Annotated in this window: 18 protein-coding genes; 7 read left to right on the top strand and 11 right to left on the bottom strand. The window is 61.3% G+C overall.

The window, feature by feature from the left end:
* Positions 1 to 9 precede the first annotated feature (9 nt).
* The gene (paaA, locus tag SPE70_RS11575; protein ID WP_015366333.1) at positions 10 to 939 is read right to left on the bottom strand and encodes a 1,2-phenylacetyl-CoA epoxidase subunit PaaA; all 930 of its coding nucleotides are present in this window, start codon (positions 937 to 939) and stop codon (positions 10 to 12) included.
* A 286-nt stretch (positions 940 to 1,225) separates the two neighbouring features.
* Here paaA and paaZ point away from each other — a divergent pair, with 286 nt between their 5' ends.
* Both paaZ and tynA read left to right on the top strand, forming a co-directional pair.
* On the top strand, positions 1,226 to 3,271 hold the full coding sequence (paaZ, locus tag SPE70_RS11570; RefSeq protein ID WP_063105647.1) for a phenylacetic acid degradation bifunctional protein PaaZ: 2,046 nt from the start codon (positions 1,226 to 1,228) through the stop codon (positions 3,269 to 3,271).
* Positions 3,272 to 3,875: 604 nt separating this feature from the next.
* Positions 3,876 to 6,143 carry a primary-amine oxidase gene (tynA, locus tag SPE70_RS11565; RefSeq protein WP_324726645.1) on the top strand — a complete coding sequence of 756 codons (2,268 nt, stop codon included), beginning with the start codon at positions 3,876 to 3,878 and terminating at the stop codon, positions 6,141 to 6,143.
* A gap of 2 nt (positions 6,144 to 6,145) precedes the next feature.
* On the opposite strand, the gene SPE70_RS11560 is transcribed toward tynA, so the two are convergent.
* The 7 genes from SPE70_RS11560 to SPE70_RS11530 all read right to left on the bottom strand — a co-directional run bounded on the left by SPE70_RS11560 (position 6,146) and on the right by SPE70_RS11530 (position 12,617).
* Positions 6,146 to 7,129 carry a zinc-dependent alcohol dehydrogenase family protein gene (locus SPE70_RS11560; protein WP_162499974.1) on the bottom strand — a complete coding sequence of 328 codons (984 nt, stop codon included), beginning with the start codon at positions 7,127 to 7,129 and terminating at the stop codon, positions 6,146 to 6,148.
* Positions 7,130 to 7,151: 22 nt separating this feature from the next.
* Positions 7,152 to 7,970 (bottom strand): phytanoyl-CoA dioxygenase family protein, encoded by an 819-nt coding sequence (locus SPE70_RS11555; protein ID WP_012541938.1) that lies wholly within the window; start codon positions 7,968 to 7,970, stop codon positions 7,152 to 7,154.
* A gap of 24 nt (positions 7,971 to 7,994) precedes the next feature.
* Positions 7,995 to 9,167, bottom strand: coding sequence for an acetylornithine deacetylase (argE, locus tag SPE70_RS11550; RefSeq protein WP_012968370.1), 1,173 nt, complete (start codon positions 9,165 to 9,167; stop codon positions 7,995 to 7,997).
* Positions 9,145 to 9,819, bottom strand: coding sequence for a DUF1028 domain-containing protein (locus SPE70_RS11545; protein WP_008805132.1), 675 nt, complete (start codon positions 9,817 to 9,819; stop codon positions 9,145 to 9,147). Before SPE70_RS11545 ends, argE begins: the two co-directional genes overlap by 23 nt.
* Positions 9,816 to 10,250 carry a RidA family protein gene (locus tag SPE70_RS11540; protein WP_004190423.1) on the bottom strand — a complete coding sequence of 145 codons (435 nt, stop codon included), beginning with the start codon at positions 10,248 to 10,250 and terminating at the stop codon, positions 9,816 to 9,818. Before SPE70_RS11540 ends, SPE70_RS11545 begins: the two co-directional genes overlap by 4 nt.
* A gap of 24 nt (positions 10,251 to 10,274) precedes the next feature.
* Positions 10,275 to 11,534 carry a flavin-containing monooxygenase gene (locus SPE70_RS11535; RefSeq protein ID WP_022065437.1) on the bottom strand — a complete coding sequence of 420 codons (1,260 nt, stop codon included), beginning with the start codon at positions 11,532 to 11,534 and terminating at the stop codon, positions 10,275 to 10,277.
* Positions 11,535 to 11,702: 168 nt separating this feature from the next.
* Positions 11,703 to 12,617 carry a LysR substrate-binding domain-containing protein gene (locus SPE70_RS11530; protein WP_004190428.1) on the bottom strand — a complete coding sequence of 305 codons (915 nt, stop codon included), beginning with the start codon at positions 12,615 to 12,617 and terminating at the stop codon, positions 11,703 to 11,705.
* A gap of 488 nt (positions 12,618 to 13,105) precedes the next feature.
* On the opposite strand from SPE70_RS11530, the gene SPE70_RS11525 reads away from it, so the two are divergent.
* The 4 genes from SPE70_RS11525 to SPE70_RS11510 are packed head-to-tail and all read left to right on the top strand — an operon-like array spanning position 13,106 to position 17,116.
* Positions 13,106 to 14,626, top strand: a complete 1,521-nt coding sequence (locus tag SPE70_RS11525; RefSeq protein ID WP_004224471.1) for an amino acid ABC transporter permease/ATP-binding protein — start codon at positions 13,106 to 13,108, stop codon at positions 14,624 to 14,626.
* Between the two features lie 26 nt (positions 14,627 to 14,652).
* Positions 14,653 to 15,525 carry a phytanoyl-CoA dioxygenase family protein gene (locus SPE70_RS11520; RefSeq protein WP_004224469.1) on the top strand — a complete coding sequence of 291 codons (873 nt, stop codon included), beginning with the start codon at positions 14,653 to 14,655 and terminating at the stop codon, positions 15,523 to 15,525.
* A gap of 23 nt (positions 15,526 to 15,548) precedes the next feature.
* A complete protein-coding gene (locus tag SPE70_RS11515) occupies positions 15,549 to 16,379 on the top strand; it encodes an ABC transporter substrate-binding protein (RefSeq protein ID WP_008805135.1) in 831 nt (276 codons plus the stop codon).
* Between the two features lie 5 nt (positions 16,380 to 16,384).
* Positions 16,385 to 17,116, top strand: a complete 732-nt coding sequence (locus tag SPE70_RS11510) for a class II aldolase and adducin N-terminal domain-containing protein (RefSeq protein WP_008805136.1) — start codon at positions 16,385 to 16,387, stop codon at positions 17,114 to 17,116.
* An 18-nt stretch (positions 17,117 to 17,134) separates the two neighbouring features.
* On the opposite strand, the gene SPE70_RS11505 is transcribed toward SPE70_RS11510, so the two are convergent.
* Together SPE70_RS11505 and SPE70_RS11500 are read right to left on the bottom strand one after the other, a co-directional pair.
* On the bottom strand, positions 17,135 to 18,025 hold the full coding sequence (locus SPE70_RS11505) for an oxidoreductase (RefSeq protein WP_063105649.1): 891 nt from the start codon (positions 18,023 to 18,025) through the stop codon (positions 17,135 to 17,137).
* 124 nt (positions 18,026 to 18,149) lie between these two features.
* Entirely contained in the window at positions 18,150 to 19,649 is a 1,500-nt protein-coding gene (locus tag SPE70_RS11500) for an aldehyde dehydrogenase family protein (RefSeq protein ID WP_012541945.1), read from the bottom strand.
* A 235-nt stretch (positions 19,650 to 19,884) separates the two neighbouring features.
* On the opposite strand from SPE70_RS11500, the gene feaR reads away from it, so the two are divergent.
* The gene (gene feaR, locus SPE70_RS11495; RefSeq protein ID WP_023322506.1) at positions 19,885 to 20,787 is read left to right on the top strand and encodes a transcriptional regulator FeaR; all 903 of its coding nucleotides are present in this window, start codon (positions 19,885 to 19,887) and stop codon (positions 20,785 to 20,787) included.
* Here the strand turns inward: feaR and SPE70_RS11490 are convergent, their stop codons facing one another.
* Positions 20,788 to 21,111 carry a YdbL family probable chaperone protein gene (locus tag SPE70_RS11490; protein WP_012541948.1) on the bottom strand — a complete coding sequence of 108 codons (324 nt, stop codon included), beginning with the start codon at positions 21,109 to 21,111 and terminating at the stop codon, positions 20,788 to 20,790. It lies immediately after the preceding gene.
* Between the last annotated feature and the right edge of the window lie 7 nt (positions 21,112 to 21,118).

Genomic DNA, 21,118 nt, shown 5'->3' with positions numbered 1-21,118 from the left:
TGTCTCTCCTCATGCCGCGCTGCGGGCCTGCTGTTTTTGCGCATGGGCCAGCGCGGCCTCGCGCACCCATTCGCCCTCTTCCCAGGCCTTACGCTTGGCGGCCAGCCGCTCGTGATTGCAAATCCCACGGCCGCTAATCACCTCGTTAAATTCCTGCCAGTCGATTTCGCCGAAGCGGTAGTGGCCGCTGGCTTCATCAAACTGCAAATCCGGGTCCGGGACGGTCATACCGAGGATCTCTACCTGCGGCACGGTGTTATCGACGAAGCGCTGACGTAGCTCGTCGTTGGAGTGCAGTTTGATTTTCCACGCCATGCTGCGGGCGCTGTTCGGCGAGTTGTCATCGTTGGGGCCAAACATCATCAGCGCCGGCCACCAGAAGCGGTTAATAGCGTCCTGCAGCATCTGCCGCTGCGCGTCATTGCCCTGCGCCAGCGCCATGCAGGCTTCAAATCCCTGGCGCTGGTGAAAACTCTCTTCTTTGCAGATTTTGACCATCGCCCGGGCATAGGGGCCGTAAGAGGTCCGGCACAGCGCCACCTGGTTGACGATGGCCGCGCCATCGACCAGCCAGCCGATCACGCCGATATCGGCCCAGCTCAGGGTCGGGTAGTTAAAAATGGAGGAATATTTCATCTGCCCGTCGAGCATTTTCTGATACAGGTCTTCCCGGGCGCAGCCCAGCGTTTCCGCGGCGCTATAGAGATACAGCCCGTGTCCGGCCTCATCCTGTACCTTAGCCAACAGAATCGCTTTACGGCGCAGCGTCGGCGCGCGGGTGATCCAGTTGCCTTCCGGCAGCATGCCGACAATTTCCGAGTGCGCGTGCTGACCTATCTGCCGAATCAAGGTCTTACGGTAGGCATCCGGCATCCAGTCCCGCGGTTCGATGGCCGTTTCCTGCGCGATGCGCTGGTCAAAGCGTTGTTCTTCTGTCACGTCATCACCTTTATGATTCCGATATTCACAACAAAAACATTTATGTGAATCATTTTGTTTATTGAAGGTTACATATTGGTTAAATAAAACCACAAATTTTGTTTGTTATTTTTGTGATGCTAACCGCAAAACCTTTTGTAAACAGCCGATAAATCAGTAGTATAAACGCAACGCCCCATCGACCGCCGATCACAATGTTAATAAATTATTAAATACAGGCTTGATTTTTATGATTCATAAAAGAACTATTTATAGATATCACACGTAACACATTTGGAGATTTGCGATGCAGCAGTTAGCCAGTTACTTATCCGGCGCCTGGCAGACCGGCCGGGGCCGCGCCCGTACTATCCATCACGCCATTACCGGGGCGGCGCTGTGGGAGGTGACCAGTGAAGGCCTGGATATGGCGCAGGCGCGCCGCTTCGCGATTGAGCGCGGCGGTAAAGCTCTGCAAGCCATGACCTTTATTGAACGCAGCGCGATGTTAAAAGCGGTAGCAAAACGGCTACTGGAGAAGAAAGACGAGTTCTACGCCATCTCCGCGCAAACCGGCGCGACCCGCGCCGATAGCTGGGTGGATATTGAAGGCGGCATCGGCACCCTTTTCACCTATGCCGGGCTCGGTAGTCGCGAATTGCCGGACGATATCCTGTGGCCGGAGGACGAGCTGATCCCGCTCTCCAAACAAGGGGGTTTTGCCGCGCGTCACGTGCTGACCTCGAAATCAGGCGTCGCCGTCCATATCAACGCCTTCAACTTCCCCTGTTGGGGAATGCTGGAAAAACTGGCGCCGACCTGGCTTGCCGGCATGCCGGCGATCATTAAACCGGCCACCGCTACCGCCCAGCTTACCCAGGCGATGGTGAAAGCGATTGTCGACAGCGGCCTGGTGCCGGAAGGCGCCATCAGCCTGATTTGCGGCGGCGCGGGCGATCTTCTCGACCATCTCGATAGCCAGGACGTGGTGACCTTTACCGGCTCAGCCGCCACCGGCCAGCAGCTACGGACCCACCCTAACCTGGTGGCCAAATCGATTCCCTTTACCATGGAAGCGGATTCGCTCAACTGCTGCGTATTAGGTGAAGACGTCACGCCAGAGCAACCGGAATTCGCGCTGTTTATTCGGGAAGTGGTCCGCGAGATGACGGCGAAAGCCGGGCAAAAATGTACCGCTATCCGTCGCATCATCGTGCCGCACGCACAAATCGATGCGGTACGTGAAGCGCTGATCGCCCGGTTGCAAAAAATCACCGTCGGCGACCCGGCGCAGGAGGGCATAAAGATGGGGGCGCTGGTCAACACCGAGCAGCGTCAGGACGTGCAGGATAACGTCAATAAACTGATCGCCGCCGGCTGCGAAGCGCTGCTCGGCGGACAGGCAGATCTTAATGCTGACGGCGCGTTCTTCCCGCCGACCCTGCTGTACTGCCCGCAGCCGGATGAAACGCCGGCAGTCCACGCCATTGAAGCTTTTGGCCCGGTAGCGACGCTGATGCCGTATCGTGACCGCCAGCATGCGCTGACGCTGGCGCGCGCCGGCGGCGGCAGTCTGGCCGGGACGCTGGTCACCGCCAGCGGCGAGCTGGCGCGCGAGTTTATCCTTGGCGCCGCGCGCACGCATGGCCGAATTCAGATCCTTAACGAGGAGTCCTCGGCAGAGTCGACCGGCCACGGCTCGCCGCTGCCGCAGCTGGTACACGGCGGCCCCGGCCGCGCTGGCGGCGGAGAAGAGCTTGGCGGGCTGCGCTCGGTGAAACACTATATGCAGCGTACCGCGGTCCAGGGCAGCCCAACGATGCTGGCGACCATCGGCCAGCAGTGGGTGCGTGGCGCGCAGGTTAGCGAAGACCGCATTCACCCGTTCCGTAAATACTTCGAAGAGATCCAGCCTGGCGATAGCTTATTAACCCCGCGCAGAACCCTGACCGAAGCGGATATCGTTAACTTCGCCTGCCTGAGCGGCGACCATTTCTATGCGCATATGGACAAAATCGCCGCCGCCGAGTCGATTTTCGGCGAGCGGGTGGTCCACGGTTATTTCCTGATCTCCGCCGCGGCCGGGCTGTTCGTCGATGCCGGCGTCGGGCCGGTTATCGCCAACTACGGGATGGAAAACCTGCGCTTTATTGAGCCGGTCAAACCGGGAGACACCATTCAGGTTCGCCTGACCTGTAAGCGGAAAACGGTCAAACGTCAGCGCAGCGCCGATGAGAAAGCCACCGGCGTGGTGGAATGGGCGGTGGAGATTTTCAACCAGCACCAGCAGGCGGTGGCGCTGTATTCCATTCTGACCCTGGTGGCGCGCCAGCAAGGGGATTTTCCGGCGTAATAGCGGAAAATAGACCGCTGGCGCTCTGTTGGCCGATCCTTGAGCCATTGATCCTGCAATCGGTTTGCAACGGTTTCGCCCCGGGAAGTCCTTTATGTTATCTGTGGCTTCAGCGCACATTGCGCTCCCGATTAATCGTCTGCGTTATGTCACTCATGGCGCAGGGAGCGCACAGGGGGCGGCCAGCAAAATCGCCACTGCGTGGTGCCTTCGACTTTTCCCTGCAGGCTGCGGGTCGGGCCGAGGCAGCGTCCCTGCAAAACACGGCCCTCAGCCCGCATCCATGCGGGCTGCCCCGGCCTTCCGGGAACGTCTCAGCGATTTTGAGGCCGCCAGCACCGGCAGTTTCAGCGGCCCCAGCGCCAGCGATGATTTGGATCTGTAGGGGCTGTAGGCCCGGTAAGGCGTCAGCCGCCACCCGGCAAAAAATCGGCGCACGTTCTCAATGCCTCTGCGGAGGCATTTTTTACGCCCGTCTGGCAAAACTGACAAACAAGCTGGCAAAAGCACACAAACGCCCCGGCGCCGCTGGCTGGTAGCTTAAGGGTGACAAAGCCGACATTCGCAGCGGCAAGAGACAACACAACAATAAGATGAGGTCACAATGGCAAACGGCTTGAAATTTTCTCCTCGTAAAACCGCGCTGGCGCTGGCCGTGGCGGTGGTTTGCGCCTGGCAATCACCGGTCTTCGCCCACGGCAGCGAAGCGCACATGGTACCGCTGGATAAAACGCTGCAGGCGTTCGGCGCCGATGTCCAGTGGGATGACTACGCGCAAATGTTTACCCTGATAAAAGACGGCGCTTACGTCAAAGTGAAGCCCGGCGCCAAAACCGCGATCGTCAACGGTAAAACCCTTGACCTGCAGGTGCCGGTGGTGATGAAGGAAGGAAAAGCCTGGGTCTCCGATACCTTTATCAACGATGTGTTCCAGTCCGGTCTCGATCAGACCTTCCAGGTGGAAAAGCGCCCTCACCCGTTAAACTCGCTCTCGGCGGCGGAAATCAGTGAAGCGGTGACCATTGTTAAAGCCGCGCCGGAATTCCAGCCCAATACCCGCTTTACCGAAATTTCCCTGCACGAGCCGGATAAAGCGGCGGTGTGGGCCTTTGCCCTGCAGGGTACGCCGGTCGATTCACCGCGCACCGCCGATGTGGTGATGCTGGATGGCAAACACGTGATTGAAGCCGTCGTCGATCTGCAAAACAAAAAAATCCTCTCCTGGACGCCAGTTAAAGGCGCCCACGGGATGGTACTGCTCGATGATTTTGTCAGCGTGCAGAACATCATCAACGCCAGCAGCGAATTCGCTGAGGTGCTGAAAAAGCACGGTATTACCGATCCAGGCAAAGTGGTCACCACCCCGCTCACCGTTGGCTATTTTGATGGCAAAGATGGCCTGCAACAGGATGCGCGTCTGCTGAAGGTGGTCAGTTATCTCGATACCGGCGACGGCAACTACTGGGCGCACCCGATTGAAAACCTGGTGGCGGTGGTCGACCTTGAAGCGAAGAAGATTATCAAAATTGAGGAAGGCCCGGTGATCCCGGTTCCGATGGAACCCCGTCCGTATGATGGCCGCGACCGCAACGCCCCGGCGGTGAAACCGCTGGATATTACGGAACCAGAGGGCAAAAACTACACCATTACCGGGGATACCATTCACTGGCAGAACTGGGATTTCCACCTGCGCCTTAACTCGCGCGTCGGGCCAATCCTCTCGACGGTGACCTACAACGATAACGGCGCAAAACGCCAGGTGATGTATGAAGGTTCCCTCGGTGGGATGATCGTCCCCTACGGCGACCCGGACGTCGGCTGGTATTTCAAAGCCTACCTCGACTCCGGCGATTACGGCATGGGCACCCTGACATCGCCGATTGTGCGAGGTAAAGATGCGCCATCGAATGCGGTGCTGCTGGATGAAACCATCGCCGATTACACCGGCAAACCGACCACGATTCCAGGCGCGGTCGCCATATTCGAACGCTATGCCGGGCCGGAATATAAGCACCTGGAGATGGGCAAGCCCAACGTCAGCACCGAACGCCGGGAACTGGTGGTACGCTGGATCAGTACCGTCGGGAACTATGATTATATCTTTGACTGGGTGTTCCACGACAACGGCACCATCGGTATCGACGCAGGCGCCACCGGGATTGAAGCCGTCAAAGGCGTGATGGCGAAGACCATGCACGACCCCAGCGCCAAAGAGGATACCCGCTACGGGACGCTGATCGACCATAATATTGTCGGCACCACCCACCAGCACATCTATAACTTCCGCCTCGACCTCGACGTGGACGGCGAAAACAACACCCTGGTGGCGATGGATCCTGAAGTGAAGCCCAACACCGCCGGTGGCCCGCGCACCAGTACCATGCAGGTGAATCAGTACACCATTGACAGCGAGCAGAAAGCGGCGCAGAAATTCGACCCGGGCACCATTCGCCTGCTGAGCAATACCAGCAAAGAGAACCGCATGGGCAACCCGGTCTCTTATCAGATTATCCCTTACGCCGGCGGCACGCATCCGGCGGCGACCGGCGCGAAGTTCGCCCCGGACGAGTGGATCTACCATCGCCTGAGCTTTATGGATAAACAGCTGTGGGTGACGCGCTACCACCCGACAGAGCGTTATCCGGAAGGGAAATACCCTAACCGTTCCGCCCACGATACCGGCTTAGGGCAGTATGCGCAGGATGATGAGTCGCTGACAAACCACGACGACGTCGTGTGGATCACCACCGGCACCACCCACGTCGCGCGCGCCGAAGAGTGGCCGATCATGCCGACCGAATGGGCGCACGCCCTGCTGAAGCCGTGGAACTTCTTTGACGAAACCCCAACCCTTGGCGAGAAGAAAAAGTAATCTTAACCGGCGGTGAAATCGAGCAGGATTTTACCGCCTCTTCCCGGCTGGTCGGCGGCGGCAATCGCCTCCCGCCAGTCGTTCAACGCTATGCGCTGGGCCGGCGGCTGGGTGGTCGTTGGCAAGCGCAGCCAAATCTCGTCAAACGCCGCCCGCCACGCCGCCACGCTGAGTGTCGGCAACGCCTCCCGCAGATGAAACTTACGCACCGTCGCGCTACCGCGCGTCTGGGTCAGCGGCCGCCCGGATAACAGCCCATAGGAGATCAGGGTCGACGACGCGGGCAGCACCGACAGCAGCGTATTCGCCAGTTCGCCGCCCACCGCGTCAAACACCAGATCGCTGTGCTGGCTGACCTTCTCCATCAGCGCCCGGTCGGTATCAAGGATCGGATAGATCCCGGCCTGTTCCAGGCGCGCCCGGTGCTGCGGCGAGCGAATAATCCCGCTCACCGAGCGGGCGCCCATCGCCAGCGCCCACTGTCCCAGCAGGCTGGCGCAGGAGGACGATGCCGCGGTCAGCACAAGGTGTTTTCCGGCAACCGGCCAGCGCTTGAGCATCAGCATAGCCGTCAGCGGATTGATATACCCGCGGGCGGCCAGCAGATCGTCAACCGCTGGCGGCACCGGCACCAGCCAGGTCTCATCCAGATCGATAAACCGCTGCCAGGTGCCGCCCCCGCGCAGAGGCAGCACCCGCTGGCCCGCGGACAGCCGGCTGCCGTATGGCGCGGCGACCACCTCGCCAAGGCCTTCATAGCCGGCGACGGCCGGTAGTCGGGTGCGGTGGCGATAGGCGCCGGTCACGGGGATCAGATCCGAGGGATTCACCGGGGCATAGCGCATCCTGACCCGCACCCGTCCGCCCGCCAGCGGCGCCAGCGGCAGGCGTTTCAGGGTCAGCACGGCGGCCGGCGGCCCGTAGCGATCATAAACAATGGCGTCGTTGAACATCGACAGGCTCCAGACAGCGAAAGGCGGGATCATAGCAGATCCCGCCGCCAGTGGCTCACGCCCGCGGCCAAACCTGGGGGAACAGCGGGGAATCCAGCGGGTCGCCGTCCCGCAGGGTCAGCTCGGGGAACGGTGGCGACGTCACGCCGCCGCGATCGGCAAACGCGGCGTCATCCCCCACCCAGCGGGCGGAGAAGACCCGTCGCGCCCGCGCGCCGGGGTTGCCGCGGGCGCCATGGACGGTGCGGAAATGGAAAGCCACCGCATCCCCCGGCTCCAGCGCCCAGCTGACGATATCGTATTCGTCCTCATGGGCGTCGATATCCGGCAGGGTGCTGAACCGGGTGTGCTCGTAAAGCTTAGTGCCATTGAAACGGGTAGGACTGAACTCCTCTTCCCAGCGATGCGACCCGCGAATGCAGCGCAGCGAGGTGGCCTCCGCCACCGGGTCCAGCGGGATCCAGAAGCTGACGTTCTGCCTGCCGGAGACGCAATAGTAAGGCTGGTCATGATGCCAGGGAGTCACCGTGCTGCCTCCGGCCGGTTTGACCAGCGTATGTTCATGGAAAAATTTCGCCGTCTGCGACTGCATCAGCGCCGCCGCGATCTCGGCGGCCGCTGACTGAAAGACAAACTCGCTAAACGCCGGGATCCGCGACCAGTTGCAGTAGTCCTGAAAAAAAGGCGGCGAACCATCTTTGGGGATCACCGTGCGCGCATGACCATACTCGCTGGGGCTGGCCATCAGCGCCGTGACCCCCTCGGCGAGGCGATCGACCCAGGGGGTAAAGACGCCTTTTAATAACACCGCGCCATCCGCCTGCCAGCGGTCGATGGTCGCTTGATCGATGTGGGGAGAGTGTTGATTGTGCATCGCTTGGGTTCCTGTGTTGAGGGATCAGGTGAGCGGTTCCGCCGGTTCGGCACGCATCCACGCGCAAAGCTGTCTCAGCATCGTCATACAGCGCTCGGTCTGCGCGATGCTGATGTACTCATCGGCCTTATGGCCCTGGGCCATGCTGCCCGGTCCGCAGACCAGGGTCGCGACGCCCATCTCATCGAACAGCCCTCCTTCGGTGCCGAACGCCACGGTGGAGAAGCGGTCGCTGCCGCACCACTGCGCCAGCCAGCGGGCGAAGTCGGACTGCGGATCGCTGAGCAGCGGCGGATAGTGGCTTAACAGCTGGAACTGGATGTCGCTCCCGCTGCCTACCCGGCGCATCTCCGGCAGCAGCTGGCGACGGGCGTAGGCCGCCAGCGCCTCGGTGACCGCTTCGGGACGCATCCCCGGCAGGTAGCGGATCTCAAAATCAAAGCGGCAGGACTGCGGAACAATATTCAGCGCGGCCCCACCCTGAATAGTGCCCACCTGCAGCGTGCTGAAGGGCGGCGAAAAGCGGCTGTCCTGCTGCCGGGCCAGACGCACGCCCAGCCGATCCAGGTGGTTGATCAGCCTGGCCGCGTAGCGGATGGCGTTCACCCCCTGCGGGGCATAGGCCGAATGGCAGGCCTGCCCCTCGATGCAGCAGCGCATGGCCAGTTTGCCTTTATGACCGAACACCGGCTGCATCTCTGTCGGCTCGCCGATGAGGCACAGCGCCGGTTTCTCCGGCGAGGCCTGCAGAAAATCCACCAGGCTGCGCACACCGAGACAGCCGACCTCTTCGTCATAGGAGAAGGCTAGATGCAGTGGCATGCGCAGCGGCGCCGCCAGAAAGTCATCCACTGCCGCCAGCACGCAGGCGAGAAACCCCTTCATATCGGCGCTGCCGCGGCCATAGTAGCGGCCATCGCGCTCGGTGAGGCTGAAAGGCGGAACGCTCCAGGCCTGGCCGTCCACCGGGACCACGTCGGTGTGGCCCGAGAGCATCACCCCACCGCCGCCGGACGGCCCCAGCCGGGCGTAGAGATTGGCCTTACCGCCCGACGGGTCATAAAAGCGGCGGGACGCCACGCCGCGGGCAGCGAGAAAATCGGCGATCCAGTCGATCATCGCCAGGTTCGAATGGCGGCTGGTGGTGTCAAAAGCCAGCAGCGCGGCGAGGATGTTATTCATCGCCGGGGACGCCATAGGCGGGCGCATCGCGAGGGTCGAGCGCCCGGGTAATATAGGCGTCCATTTGCGGCTCCCAGGCCAGCCACAGTTGCTCAAGGGCCGCCAGCGGATCCGTCTCCGCCCAGTCAATACGCAGATCGACCACCGGCCACGGGTAATCGTCCACCACCTTCACCGCCGCCGAGTGGACCGGGCCGGCCTCGCCCCCGGCGGCAATCCCCGCGCGCAGCCCGGCCAGCAGCCGGCTGGCCAGTTCACCGCTCGCCGTCTCGAAGGCGGCCACCATCGCGGCGATCACCTCGTGACTGGCCAGCATGTTGCCCGCCGCCACGCAGTTATCTCCCGCCAGGGTGCCACCGATCCCGAGAGTATGTTCTCCGCTGAACGCCGCCACTTCACCGTTGGCATCAATCGCCGCGACCTGGCGATATTCGCGGAAGCGGTCCTCCGCCAGGGCCAGGTTCAGAGCCTGCTCAACGGAGGCCCCCGCCTCAAGCGCACCAAGAATATGCGGCCCCAGCGACGGTAAGGTTATGTTCTGACTGGCGACTGCGCCAACGCCGGGCAATAGCCACGGACAGCGCGATCCCACGGCCATGCTCGACGAACTAATGGCAATGCCCAACTGACCTGATTCCGGGCAGCGGGCGCTAATAGAGAGAGTCATTCTGCTGCCTCCCCCTGCCAGTCGTCAGGGATCACCGCCGTAACGTCAATCTCCATCAGCCACTGCGGCTGCGCGAGGGCCGACACCACCACCCCGGTGGAGATGGGAAAGACGCCTTTTAACCATTTGCCCACCTCCTGATAGACCGGCTCGCGATAGCGGGGATCGATCAGATAAGTGGTGGTCTTGACGATATGCGAGAGGTCGCTTCCCGCCTCTTTCAGCAACTGTTCAACATTCTTCATCGCCTGCTCCGCCTGCGCCCGCGGGTCGCCGAGGCCAATCAGATTGCCGGCGAAATCGGTGCCAACCTGGCCGCGAACGTAGACGGTATTGCCGGCCCGCACCGCCTGGCACAGATCGTTGTTCAGCGCCTGGTTCGGGTAGGTCTCTTTGGTGTTAAACATGCGAATACGGGTATGAGTTGGCATCAAAGCACTCCTTAAGGAAAACGGTTAACAGGACGGCTGGTAACGCTGGTACTGGCGCTGAATGGCGATCTGATCGGCAATATATTTGGCATCGTGCCAGACGCCCCAGATAAAGGTGGACCCGCGCCGCGAGAGCCAAGGCAGGCCGAGGAAATAGACGCCCGGCTCCGTCGATACGCCGCGGTGATGCTGTGGCCGCTGTGCGTCATCGAAGGCGTTGACCTTCAGCCAGCGATAGTCGGTGGTGTAGCCCGTCGCCCAGATGATGGTGCCGATCCCGGCCTCAGCCAGATTGAGACTGAGCAGCGGGTCGGTAACGCAGGCCGGATCGGGCAGAAATTCGCGGGCGGAGGGCTCTTCGGGCAGGTCCATACCGTTGCGGGCCACCCACGCGTCCGCGGCGTCGAGCAGCGCAAGGTAGGAGGCATCGCCGCGGCGGATATTCTCCGCCAGGTCGTGGTGAAACAGTGCTTTGTCACCGTCAAAGCCACGGGTCTGCCCCACTAACGTGACCCCCTGATGCGCCAGCTGGCGAAAATCGACGGTATGGCCGCCGCGCGCGCCGCTCACCGCGATAGTGACATGCTCTTTACCCGGCGCATTGGCCGCGGCATCCCACATTCCCAGCACCCCGAGCCACCAGCAAAAATCGCGCTGACGATAGCGACGCGGCGGGCGGTCGTGCGCTCCCACCGACAGCCACACCGCGCGTCCGGCTCGCTGTAGCTCATCGGCAATCTGCACGCCGGAGGAGCCTGCGCCAATCACCAGCACACCGCCCTCCGGCAGCTGCTGCGGGTTAAAATAGTGCGCGGAGTGGAGCTGCTGAATAGCCTGACTCTGTGGGGCGATGGCCGGGATCACTGGCCGCTGAAACGGCCCGGTGGCCGCCACGATCCGCTGCGCTTCAATCACCCCCTGCGAGGTGTCGATACGAAAGCCCGGCCGTCCGACGAGGCGTTCGGCGCTGAAAACCTCCACCCCGGTACGGATCGGCGCATTGAAGCTGCGGGCATAGGCGGCAAAATAGTCTGCCACCTGCTCTTTGCCGACAAAGCTGTCTGCCGGGCAGTCCGGGAACACCATGCCCGGGAACCGATCGTGCCAGGCCGGGCCGTTGGCGACCAGCGAATCCCAGCGTCCGCTGCGCCAGGCCTGGGCAATACCCTGCTTTTCCAGCACCAGGTGGGGGATATCCAGCCGGGTCAGATGCTCGCTCATGGCGACGCCCGCCTGCCCCGCGCCCACCACCAGGGTATCGATCTCGGTAATCTGTTCAGTCATTTCGCTATCCTTCAAGCACAGTTGCCGACGACGTCGCCGGAATTGACGGCTTTCAGGTTATTTAACTGTGACGAATTGGTAAAATATTATAAAACGATCGACTGAATAGAATTTTACGAGGCTGAGTGACGACAAAAAATAATGCCTGCCGGATCGACAGGCGTTATTTCAGGCGTGAGTTGGGGTTAATTCGATGCTGCGACAATAATCCATAAACAGTTGCGTCGGCCGCGTGGGCTCATTATTCGCGAGATGCGCCATAATTAAGGTCGAGGCGGGCATCTCGTCGGCAATATCCCGCTGCACCACTCTTTCGCCATCGTAGGTCATATCGCAGCAGGGCCGGGTGACCAGCACCGAAAAACCCAACCCCTGACCCACCATACAGCGCACCATTTCAATGGAGGGGGAACTGTAAGCCACTTCCGGGTGATAACCCTTTTCCTTAAAGATGGAGATAAAATAATTTTTACTGGGGACCGCATCGAGGAGGATCATCGGCTCGCGGCTCAGCTCCTGCAGCGTCACCTGCGCCTTCTGCGCCAGCGGATGCGCGGCGGGCAGCAGCGCGTAGGGTTTATGCGGGGCATTGAGCCGCTCTTTATTGATCGAATGGCCGAGCTCCAGATCGTAAACCAGCGCCAGGTCGAAGCGGCCGCGGTGCAGGCCATGCATCAGCTCATGCTGTTCGCCGTCGTACAGATGCAGGGTGATTTCCGGATAGCATTTCTTAAACCCGGCCACCAGCTTCGGCATATACAGCGGAGCCACCGATTCGAAGCAACCGATGGAGATCATGCCAGAAACCAGCTCTTTATCCGCTCGCGAATTCTGTTCGAACTCCCAGGACAGGCGCAGCAGCTCTTTCGCTTTATCGTAGATCCGCCGACCGCTGGAGGTGAGCGAAACGCCCTGCGCATGGTGGCGAATAAACAGCTGCTGGTCGAAAGTGCTCTCCAGATTCTTGATGGCAATCGAAATCGACGGCTGCGCAATGTGCAGCTGGCGGGAGGCCTCGGCGATACTCTCCGTCTCCACCACGGTGACGAAATATTTGAGCTGCTTCAGGGTAAATCGGTTCATAGCATCACCATTGATAAAATATGGTCCGGCGCACACGGGGAATAGTTTTCCTCTAAGTCCCAAGCAATCCGCGTGCCACCCCCGGAAAAGCGCGGCGCATTGCCCGACAAGGGGCGACAATATTTATTATTGCTCTACGCCCGCGTGGTTTATTTCCACCATTGCACCATCATGCGCCACGCTGCACGCCAGACTGGCAGCGTCTGCCCCAGTTTCGCGCAAAATAACCTGTCTGCGCAAAATAGCGTTATTGAATTACAGTCATTGTTTTTAAATTGTTTACGCAAAGTATCTTAACAATCACTTTAAATTCCATATCGTTAATATCGCTGTATAGTTTTTTTAAACTTAAAGGCCAAAAATTTACTAATTGCCTCTGAAAGCATCCTGCCAGCATAGTGTATTCGCACGATGAATACCGGTGGCGCTCCATTACGGCACAGCCGAGCCACTTTCATTTTTGATAATTATGACGAGTGAAATAGCCCATGACGTTTAACTGGAACTACATGTTAAGCCTGCTCAGCGATGCCGATTTTTGGTGGGCCACCTGGACCGTCATTAAATTAAGTCTGCTGACCTGGGGCTGCAGTATTGTGCTCGGATTTATTCTGGCGCTGGCCAAACAGTCGCCGCGCGGCTGGTTATCCACCCCAGCCCGGCTGTATATCTGGTTATTTCGCAGTATGCCGCTGCTGGTCCTGCTGATTTTTGTCTACAACATGCCGCAGGCGCTGCCCTCCTTCGCCCCGGTGCTGAACGATCCCTTCTGGGCCGGCCTGCTGGCAATGGTCCTCAGCGAAGCGGCTTATATCGCCGAGATCCACCGCGGCGGATTGCTCTCCATCCCTCGCGGGCAGAGCGAAGCCGCGCGGGCCCTGGGGTTGCGCTACGCCGGGATCCAGTGGCGGGTGATCATCCCCCAGGCGCTGCGCGTCGCCCTGCCGGCGCTGGCCAATGAATATATCGCCATCGTGAAGCTCAGTTCGCTGGTGTCGGTGATCTCCCTGACCGAAATATTAATGGTCGGCCAGCAGCTCTACTCGCAGAACTTTCTGGTCATGGAGACGATGACGGCCGTGGCGTTTTATTACATCTTTATCGTCACGGTGTTCGATTTTCTGCTGAAACGGCTGGAGAACTACCTTGACGTAACCCAGCGCAATACCGCTCGTCCGGTAGATGCCGAGATGCAGCGGCTGGCCAGCGCCCGCCGCCCGGCGATGGCGCGCAGCGTCGCCCAGAGTCATGAGCCGGCGCTGCAGGCCTCTAAGCTGCATAAGGCCTACAACAACGTCGAAGTGCTGGGGGCGGTGAGCCTGCAGATCCAGCCCGGCGAGGTGGTCTCGGTCATCGGTCCGTCAGGCTCGGGGAAAACCACCCTCATTCGCCTGCTGAACGGTCTTGAGCAGATCGATAACGGCGAAATTCAGATTAACGGCCAACCCTTTATTCACCTCGACCGTCAGGGGCAGCAGAAGCCGCGCTTTATGGAGAATGCCGAACATCGCCTGAACATCGGCATGGTGTTCCAGAGCTTTAACCTGTTCCCGCATCTGACCGTGTTCGGCAATCTGCTGCTGGCCCCGCGCTATCACCATCTGGCAAGTGACGCGGAGCTCCGCCAGCACGCCTGCGAACTGCTGCACAAAGTGGGCATGCTGGAGCACGCCTGGAAGTATCCACACCAGCTCTCCGGCGGACAGCAGCAGCGGGTGGCGATCGCCCGCGCCCTGATGATGCGTCCGCAGATCATGCTGTTCGATGAGCCCACCTCGGCGCTGGATCCGGAAAAAGTGAATGAAGTGCTGCAGGTTATCGAATCCCTGGCCCACGAAGGCATCACCATGGTCATCGTCACCCACGAGATGAACTTCGCCTTCAAAGTGTCCGACCGGATCGTGTTTATGGAGAAAGGCCGGGTGGTGTGCGATGACACGCCGCAGGCGATGCGTAGCGGGCAACACCCGCGGGTCGAGGCCTTTCTCAAAGATGTTTCTCTGGCTTAACTATCGGAACGTGAAGAGGAAAAACTATGATTGCGCAGTGGCAAATTGATCAGTTTCATCAGCAGGGTTTTCTGGTGGTCGAAGAGGTGCTTTCCAGCGCCGACATCGCCGCCCTGCAGAGCGATTTCGACGGCTGGGTCGAGGAGAGCCGCGGTCACGCGACGGTGTGGGGAGAAACCCTCGACGGGCGGCCACGCTTCGATATCGAGCGCGATCATGCTCCTGACCATCCGTCGCTGCGCCGGGTCGCCTCCCCGACGGAGATCTCCGAGGCCTATCGCCATACTGCGCTTAACTCGCGGATGGCGACCATCGCCGCGCAATTGATCGGCGGCAGCGGCACCCGCTTTCATCACAGCAAAATTAACTCCAAGCTGCCGCACACCGCCACCGAGGTGAAATGGCATCAGGATTTCCTTTTCACCCCACACAGCAATGACGACATCATCACCGCCCTGCTGATGGTCAGCGAGGTGACCCCAGAGAATGGCCCGCTCAACGTGGTGCCGGGCAGTCATCAGGGGCCGCTGTGGTCCCACTGGCAGGAGGGGCGCTTCACGGGGGCGGTGGATGATGAGGTGGTGGCGACGCACTGCCAGCAGCCGCAGGCCTGTTTTGGCCCGGCGGGCTCAGTCTGCTTTATGCATACCCGCCTGCTGCACGCCTCCAGCCCCAACGAGACCGCCCTGCCGCGCACCCTGTTCATCAGCGTCTACGCCGCGGAGGATGCGCTACCCTACGGCGAAAACCCGCTGCCGAGCCGCCATGCCGGCCAACTGGTCGCAGGAGAAGAGAGCGGTCTGGTGCGCAGCACCAATAACCAGCTTCGTCTGCCGCAGAAGCCGCGCGGCGCTTCGTTTTTTGTTCAGCAGGCCGGCGCCGATCGCGCCAGCATGTAATTTGCCCACACTCCGGAGGTTTTATGACACGCATTTTCGCACCACGCCCGCTGACCCTGCTGCTCTGCGCAGCGGCTGCTCTGACATCCTTTAGCGCACTGGCCTTTCAGCAAAGCGGTAAGATCACCGCCGGTTCGGACATGACCTTTTTTCCTTACGAGTACATGGAAAACAATAAGCCAGCCGGTTTTGACATCGAGCTGCTCGATGGTCTGGCGAAGACTATGGGCCGTGAAGCAGTGAATATCGATACCCGCTTCCCCAACCTGATCCCCGGGCTGCAGGGTGGGCGCTTCGATATCACCAACTCGTCGATGTACATTACCGCCGAACGCCTGAAGGTGATCGATATGGTGCCGTACCTGAAAAGTGGGGAAGCGATCCTCGCCCGCAAAGGCGGCGACTACCAGCCTAAGACCCCGGAGGACTTCTGCGGGCATAAAATCGGCTCGATGGGCGCCACCTCGTGGCTGGCGCAATTGCAGAAGCTTTCCGCCGACTACTGCGTGAAGAAGGGGTTGAAGCCGATTGCGCTGAGCGTTTATACCACCGACCCGCAGACCACCCAGGCGCTGTTGTCGCGCGCGGTGGATGCGCAGATCACCGACGCCGCCGTGGCGCGCGGGGTGGTGGAAAAACTGGGTGACCGGGTGGTTATCTCCTCTGACACGCTGATCTATCCGGTGCTGAACGGCTTTGGCGTTAAAAAAGGCAATACTGAGGTGAAAACCGCCCTCGAAGAGGCGCTGAAAAAATACAGCGCGACGCCGGAATATGCCGCCCTGCTGAAGAAATATCACTTCCAGGCGCCGACGGCGGACGATCTGCAGACCCTGATGCCGAAAGCGGAGTAATGCCCATGCGCGATTCCGATGAAGAGCAGATCCGCATCGACCTGGCGGCCACCTTTCGCATCATTGCCCATCTCGGCATGCATGAGGCGGTGGCCAACCATTTCAGCGCCGCGCTCTCCGCTGACGGGAAAACGTTTTTACTCAACCCGAAGTGGAAACACTTTTCGCGCATCCGCGCCAGCGATCTGCTGGTGCTGAACGCCGATGATGAACGTTGCGCCGCGCGCCCTGACGTCGATGCCACCGCGTGGGCTATTCACGGGCAGATCCATCAGCGGCTCCCGGACGTGCGGGTGGTGCTGCATCTGCACCCGGTGTACACCACCAGCCTCGCCTGTCTGGCGACGCCGCAGATCCTGCCCATCGACCAGAACACGGCCCGCTATTTTAACCGGGTCGCCGTCGATACGCTGTACGGCGGGATGGCGGACAACGCGGCAGAAGGCGCCCGGCTGGCGGGCCTGCTGGCGGACAAACGCCGCCTGCTGATGGGGAATCACGGGGTGCTGGTGACCGCCCCGACCATCGGCGAGGCGTTCGATGATATCTGGACCCTGGAGCGCGCCTGTCAGATCCTGATCACCGCCTGGTCCACCGGCCATCCGCTGAAGGTTCTGTCAGACGCGGTAGCGGAAAAAACGGCCCAGGACTGGGAGAAGATTGCCGATTTCTCGCGGCAGCATTTTGCCGAAATGAAGCAGTTAATGATCGACCTCGATCCCTCCCTGGTGGACTAACCCCCGCGCCTGCCCGGGTCAGCCCGGGCCGTCGCTGGCTGCCGCCAGCAGCGGCACGATGATATCGCTGAGCGGTGTCGGAATGCCGTGCTGACGTCCGCGACGCTGCACCACGCCGTTACGAATATCCCACTCCAGCGGTCGGCCATTCAGACGATCGATCAGAATAGAGGTGCTTAAGTCGGCAGGCGCCCGGTGAAAGCCGGCGATAATCTCCTCCGGCACGCTGTCGCCCAGGGCGGCCCCTTCCGCCCGCGCCACCTGCAGACATTCGCGCAAATAAGCCAGTCCGAGGGCAGTAATGTCTTCCCGGGCAAACATCCCGGCGCGGCGTCCGGTCAGCACCATCAGTCCGGCGACGGCGTTCTGCAACAGTTTACGCCAGGCCACGGTGGTAAAATCCGCCGCCAGGTCCACCGCGCAGCGGGTCCCCGCCAGCGCCTGCTGCACTCGCTCTGCCCCCGGCAGATCCGGGAGGGTCAGGCGCGGCGTGGCGCGCAGCCAGACAGAGGCATCGGCATCGCGCTGCGCCGGAAACCAGACCACCGAGGGCAACACCGTCGCGCCGCCGGTCAGGGGGGCAAACTGCTGGCGCTGTTCAACGCCGTTTTGCAGCACGCACACCACGGTGTCCGCGGAACACAGGGCCGTCAGCCAGGGGGCGATGGCCTCCGTCTGGGTGGTTTTCACCGCGACAAAGACCAGGTCGAAGGGGGCGGCTATCGCCGTTGGGTCGGTGTACACCGGGCCGGGCACCACGATCTCGCCCTCGTCAGTGCGCAGCACCAGCGCCGAATGGGCGGTACGCCCGCAGACCATCGGCGCCCTCCCCACCTCAAACAAGGCGGCGGCGATAGTCGTGCCGATGGCGCCGGGACCAATAAGTGCAACCTTAGGAAATGCTGTCATGCCGAAGACCTCCTGATGATTCACCGCCCTGGTTGGGCAAAGATTGCCCTCCACAGTAGCGAGAAAGACCGGAGGTCGGCAAGCGGCGCGTCGGGAAAAGCCATTCGCTTTCCCCGACAGCGGTCTAGTAACGCACGCAGACGGATTTGGTTTCGCACCAGCCGTCGAGCCAGTCAGGGCCGAAATCGCGGCCGGTACCAGACTGCTTCATGCCGCCGAAAGGCAGGTTGGCGTCAATCAGGGTATGGCTGTTGACCCATACCGTTCCCGCCTGCAGACGGTCGGTGTAGTTCAGGGCCTGGGTTAGATCGCGGGTCCAGACGCTGGCGGTCAGGCCAAAATCGCTGTCGTTGGCCAGACGCAGCGCCTCCTCGCCGTCGGCCACCCGCACCAGGTTCACCACCGGGCCAAACACCTCCTCACGGGTGAGGCGCAGCCCGGCGTCGGGGTTAACCACCAGCGTCGGCGGAATATAATACCCCCCCGCATCCGGTCCGGCGCTGCCGCTGATGAGCTCTGCCTTCTGCTGGCGAGCCTCTTCGAGGTAGGCCGCCACCTTGTCGCAGTGGGCCCGGGAGACCACCGGGTTGATCTGCGCCGTCTCCTGCATCCCCGGCCCCACCTGCAGCGATTTTACCGCCTGCTCGAAACCGCTGACCAGGGTGTCAAACAGCGGCGCTTCGATGTAGATCCGCGAGCTGGCGGCGCAGACCTGCCCCTGATTGAGGAAGCTACCGGTCATCAGCCCCTCAATAACCCACTGGGGATCGGCATCTTTGAGCACAATCGCCGGGTTCTTGCCGCCCAGCTCCAGCGTCACGCGAGTCAGGCGGTCGGCGGCCACGCGGGCGATCTGTTTCCCGGTCGCCGTCGAGCCGGTAAAGCTGACCTTCGCTACCTGCGGATGGGCGGTCAGCGCCGCGCCGCAGCCGGCGCCGCTGCCGGTGACCACGTTGAATACCCCGTCAGGTATGCCCGCCAGGGTCGCCAGCTCCGCCACCCGCAGCAGGGTCAGCGGGGTGGTTTCAGAAGGTTTGATGACGATCGAACAGCCTGCCGCCAGGGCCGGCATGACCTTCCACATGCCGATCATCAGCGGGAAATTCCACGGGACGATGCCCGCCACCACCCCGACCGGCTCTTTTTTGGTCCACGCCTGGTAACGCGCCCCTTGCGGGAACGGGATCGACACGTCCAGCGTCCGGCCGCTGATCTTGGTGGTCAGCCCCGCGGTGTAGCGCATCCAGTTCAGGGTGCAGCCGACCTCAAAGGCGCGAGAGATCGCAATGGATTTGCCCTGCTCAAGGGTTTCCAGTTGCGCCAGCTCTTCGCCGTGCTGCTCCACCAGGTCGGCAAAACGCAGCAGGATGCGTTCACGGTCGGCCGGGGTGCGCCCGGCCCAGCGGCGATCGACAAAAGCGCGCCAGGCGGACATTACCGCCCGGTCAACATCCGCCGGGCTGGCGTCGGCGGTGGTGGCAATCGCCTGCCCGGTGGCCGGATCCCAGACGGTTAACCGGTTTTCGCTCTGCGCGGCGCAGGGAGCGCCGTCGATATACAGGCCATGCTGACGGTCTAAAAACTGCTGGACGCTGGCAAGCAGCGCTATCTGAGAGGTGGACATACCCTTTCCTTATTCTTCGCGGATAGTGCTTTCAGTCTATGTCCGGTTGGCGGCTGGCGCTTTTTTCTCTGTGACATTCGTTTGCGCCGCTGTGACAGTCGCCGCAAATCCGCGGCTTACCCTGGCAGAAATGTGCCGCAGGTAATAGTTCTTTCATATACCCGCCATCGCGGCCTTGCCTGAGGCGGCATAAATGCAACAATGCGGAAACATTGTTATTACAGGAGAAGGGCGAATGATGACCACGGCAGAGGGAGGGCTGGCGTACCAGCGCTGGCTGGCGACGATCAATCAGGTCTGCGGCCATTTCGCCGCCCGGCCGCTGGAGGGGCGCTTCCACGGCGAGATTGACGCCCGCTACGCCGGCAGCCTCAAGGTCAGCACGGTCACCGCCGCCGGCGTTAATCTCTACCGCACACACAATGAGATAAAACGCGATAACGACGCCTGGTTCTACACCGTATTTCAGCTTGCCGGCGAAGCCATCATCGAACAGGACGATCGCCAGGTGACGCTGGCGGCAGGCGATATCACGTTAATCGACGCCGCCCGCCCCTGCTCGATTGTCTGGCAGCAGACCTCGCGTCAGGCCTCCCTGCTGCTGCCGCGCCAGCGGGTGGCGCCCACAGGCGACATCGCCACCGCCTGCCGGCTGGACAAATCCCTGCCAATGGTGCAGCTCAGCCAGCGACTGCTGCTGGAAAGCATGGGCGGCACGGCGCTCTCCGCCAGCGAGAGTGAAGCGGCGCTGGAGGCGATCGCCTGCCTGTTGCGCCCGGTGCTGCATCAGCGCGAGCCTGCCCCTTCCCGGCGGGAAAAGCAGTTTCAAAAGATTATTGCCTTAATCGATGCGTCCATTCAGTCGGAGCATTTGCGCCCGGAGTGGCTGGCCAGCGAGACGGGGATGTCGGTACGCAGCCTGTACCGGCTGTTTGCCGACAAAGGGCTGGTGGTGGCGCAGTATATTAAGAACCGGCGGTTGGATCTGTGCGCCCGGGCGCTACAGAACGCCCATGACGACGAAAAGCTGGCGGGGATCGGCTACCGCTGGGGCTTCAGCGACCACAGCCATTTCTCCACCGCCTTTAAGCAGCGCTTTGGCGTCTCGCCGGGCGAATACCGCAAGCGCTGCCGCTGATCATTTACGCCGCCACTGGCCGTTCAGCCCCTGGACGTACTCCCCGGGCTGAGCGCGGGCCACCAGCTTCTGCCCGGCCATTTTCGCCACTTCATCTACCGGCAGATTGTTGTCATCCGCCAGCTGCTGGTAGCTTTCGCTGCGCGCGGCGTTGATCTGCTTCACCAGCGCTAAGGTCTCTTTATCCTGGCGCAGCGGCGCCAGATAGCCGTTCAGCGTTTCCCCCACCCGCCCCTGCTGCCGCGCTTCGCTCAGGGTCAACGCCAGCGCGGGCGCGCTGAGTAAGGTCAGCGCCAGCGCTGCGCTTAACAGTCGTTTTCTCATCGTCGCC

It is taken from the genome of Klebsiella sp. ZJOU C1 (assembly GCF_035620215.1).
GTDB lineage: Bacteria > Pseudomonadota > Gammaproteobacteria > Enterobacterales > Enterobacteriaceae > Klebsiella > Klebsiella variicola.
This window is presented reverse-complemented; position numbering and strand designations above follow the sequence as displayed.

Coding starts and splice junctions, on each gene's coding strand:
- SPE70_RS11530 (WP_004190428.1), bottom strand. CDS start 12,617: ATGAACCGATTTACCCTGAAGCAGCTCAAATATTTCGTCACCGTGGTG.
- tynA (WP_324726645.1), top strand. CDS start 3,876: ATGGCAAACGGCTTGAAATTTTCTCCTCGTAAAACCGCGCTGGCGCTG.
- SPE70_RS11490 (WP_012541948.1), bottom strand. CDS start 21,111: ATGAGAAAACGACTGTTAAGCGCAGCGCTGGCGCTGACCTTACTCAGC.
- SPE70_RS11505 (WP_063105649.1), bottom strand. CDS start 18,025: ATGACAGCATTTCCTAAGGTTGCACTTATTGGTCCCGGCGCCATCGGC.
- SPE70_RS11545 (WP_008805132.1), bottom strand. CDS start 9,819: ATGACTCTCTCTATTAGCGCCCGCTGCCCGGAATCAGGTCAGTTGGGC.
- SPE70_RS11535 (WP_022065437.1), bottom strand. CDS start 11,534: ATGACTGAACAGATTACCGAGATCGATACCCTGGTGGTGGGCGCGGGG.
- feaR (WP_023322506.1), top strand. CDS start 19,885: ATGATGACCACGGCAGAGGGAGGGCTGGCGTACCAGCGCTGGCTGGCG.
- argE (WP_012968370.1), bottom strand. CDS start 9,167: ATGGCGTCCCCGGCGATGAATAACATCCTCGCCGCGCTGCTGGCTTTT.
- SPE70_RS11525 (WP_004224471.1), top strand. CDS start 13,106: ATGACGTTTAACTGGAACTACATGTTAAGCCTGCTCAGCGATGCCGAT.
- SPE70_RS11510 (WP_008805136.1), top strand. CDS start 16,385: ATGCGCGATTCCGATGAAGAGCAGATCCGCATCGACCTGGCGGCCACC.
- SPE70_RS11500 (WP_012541945.1), bottom strand. CDS start 19,649: ATGTCCACCTCTCAGATAGCGCTGCTTGCCAGCGTCCAGCAGTTTTTA.
- SPE70_RS11560 (WP_162499974.1), bottom strand. CDS start 7,129: ATGATCCCGCCTTTCGCTGTCTGGAGCCTGTCGATGTTCAACGACGCC.
- SPE70_RS11555 (WP_012541938.1), bottom strand. CDS start 7,970: ATGCACAATCAACACTCTCCCCACATCGATCAAGCGACCATCGACCGC.
- SPE70_RS11515 (WP_008805135.1), top strand. CDS start 15,549: ATGACACGCATTTTCGCACCACGCCCGCTGACCCTGCTGCTCTGCGCA.
- paaZ (WP_063105647.1), top strand. CDS start 1,226: ATGCAGCAGTTAGCCAGTTACTTATCCGGCGCCTGGCAGACCGGCCGG.
- SPE70_RS11540 (WP_004190423.1), bottom strand. CDS start 10,250: ATGCCAACTCATACCCGTATTCGCATGTTTAACACCAAAGAGACCTAC.
- SPE70_RS11520 (WP_004224469.1), top strand. CDS start 14,653: ATGATTGCGCAGTGGCAAATTGATCAGTTTCATCAGCAGGGTTTTCTG.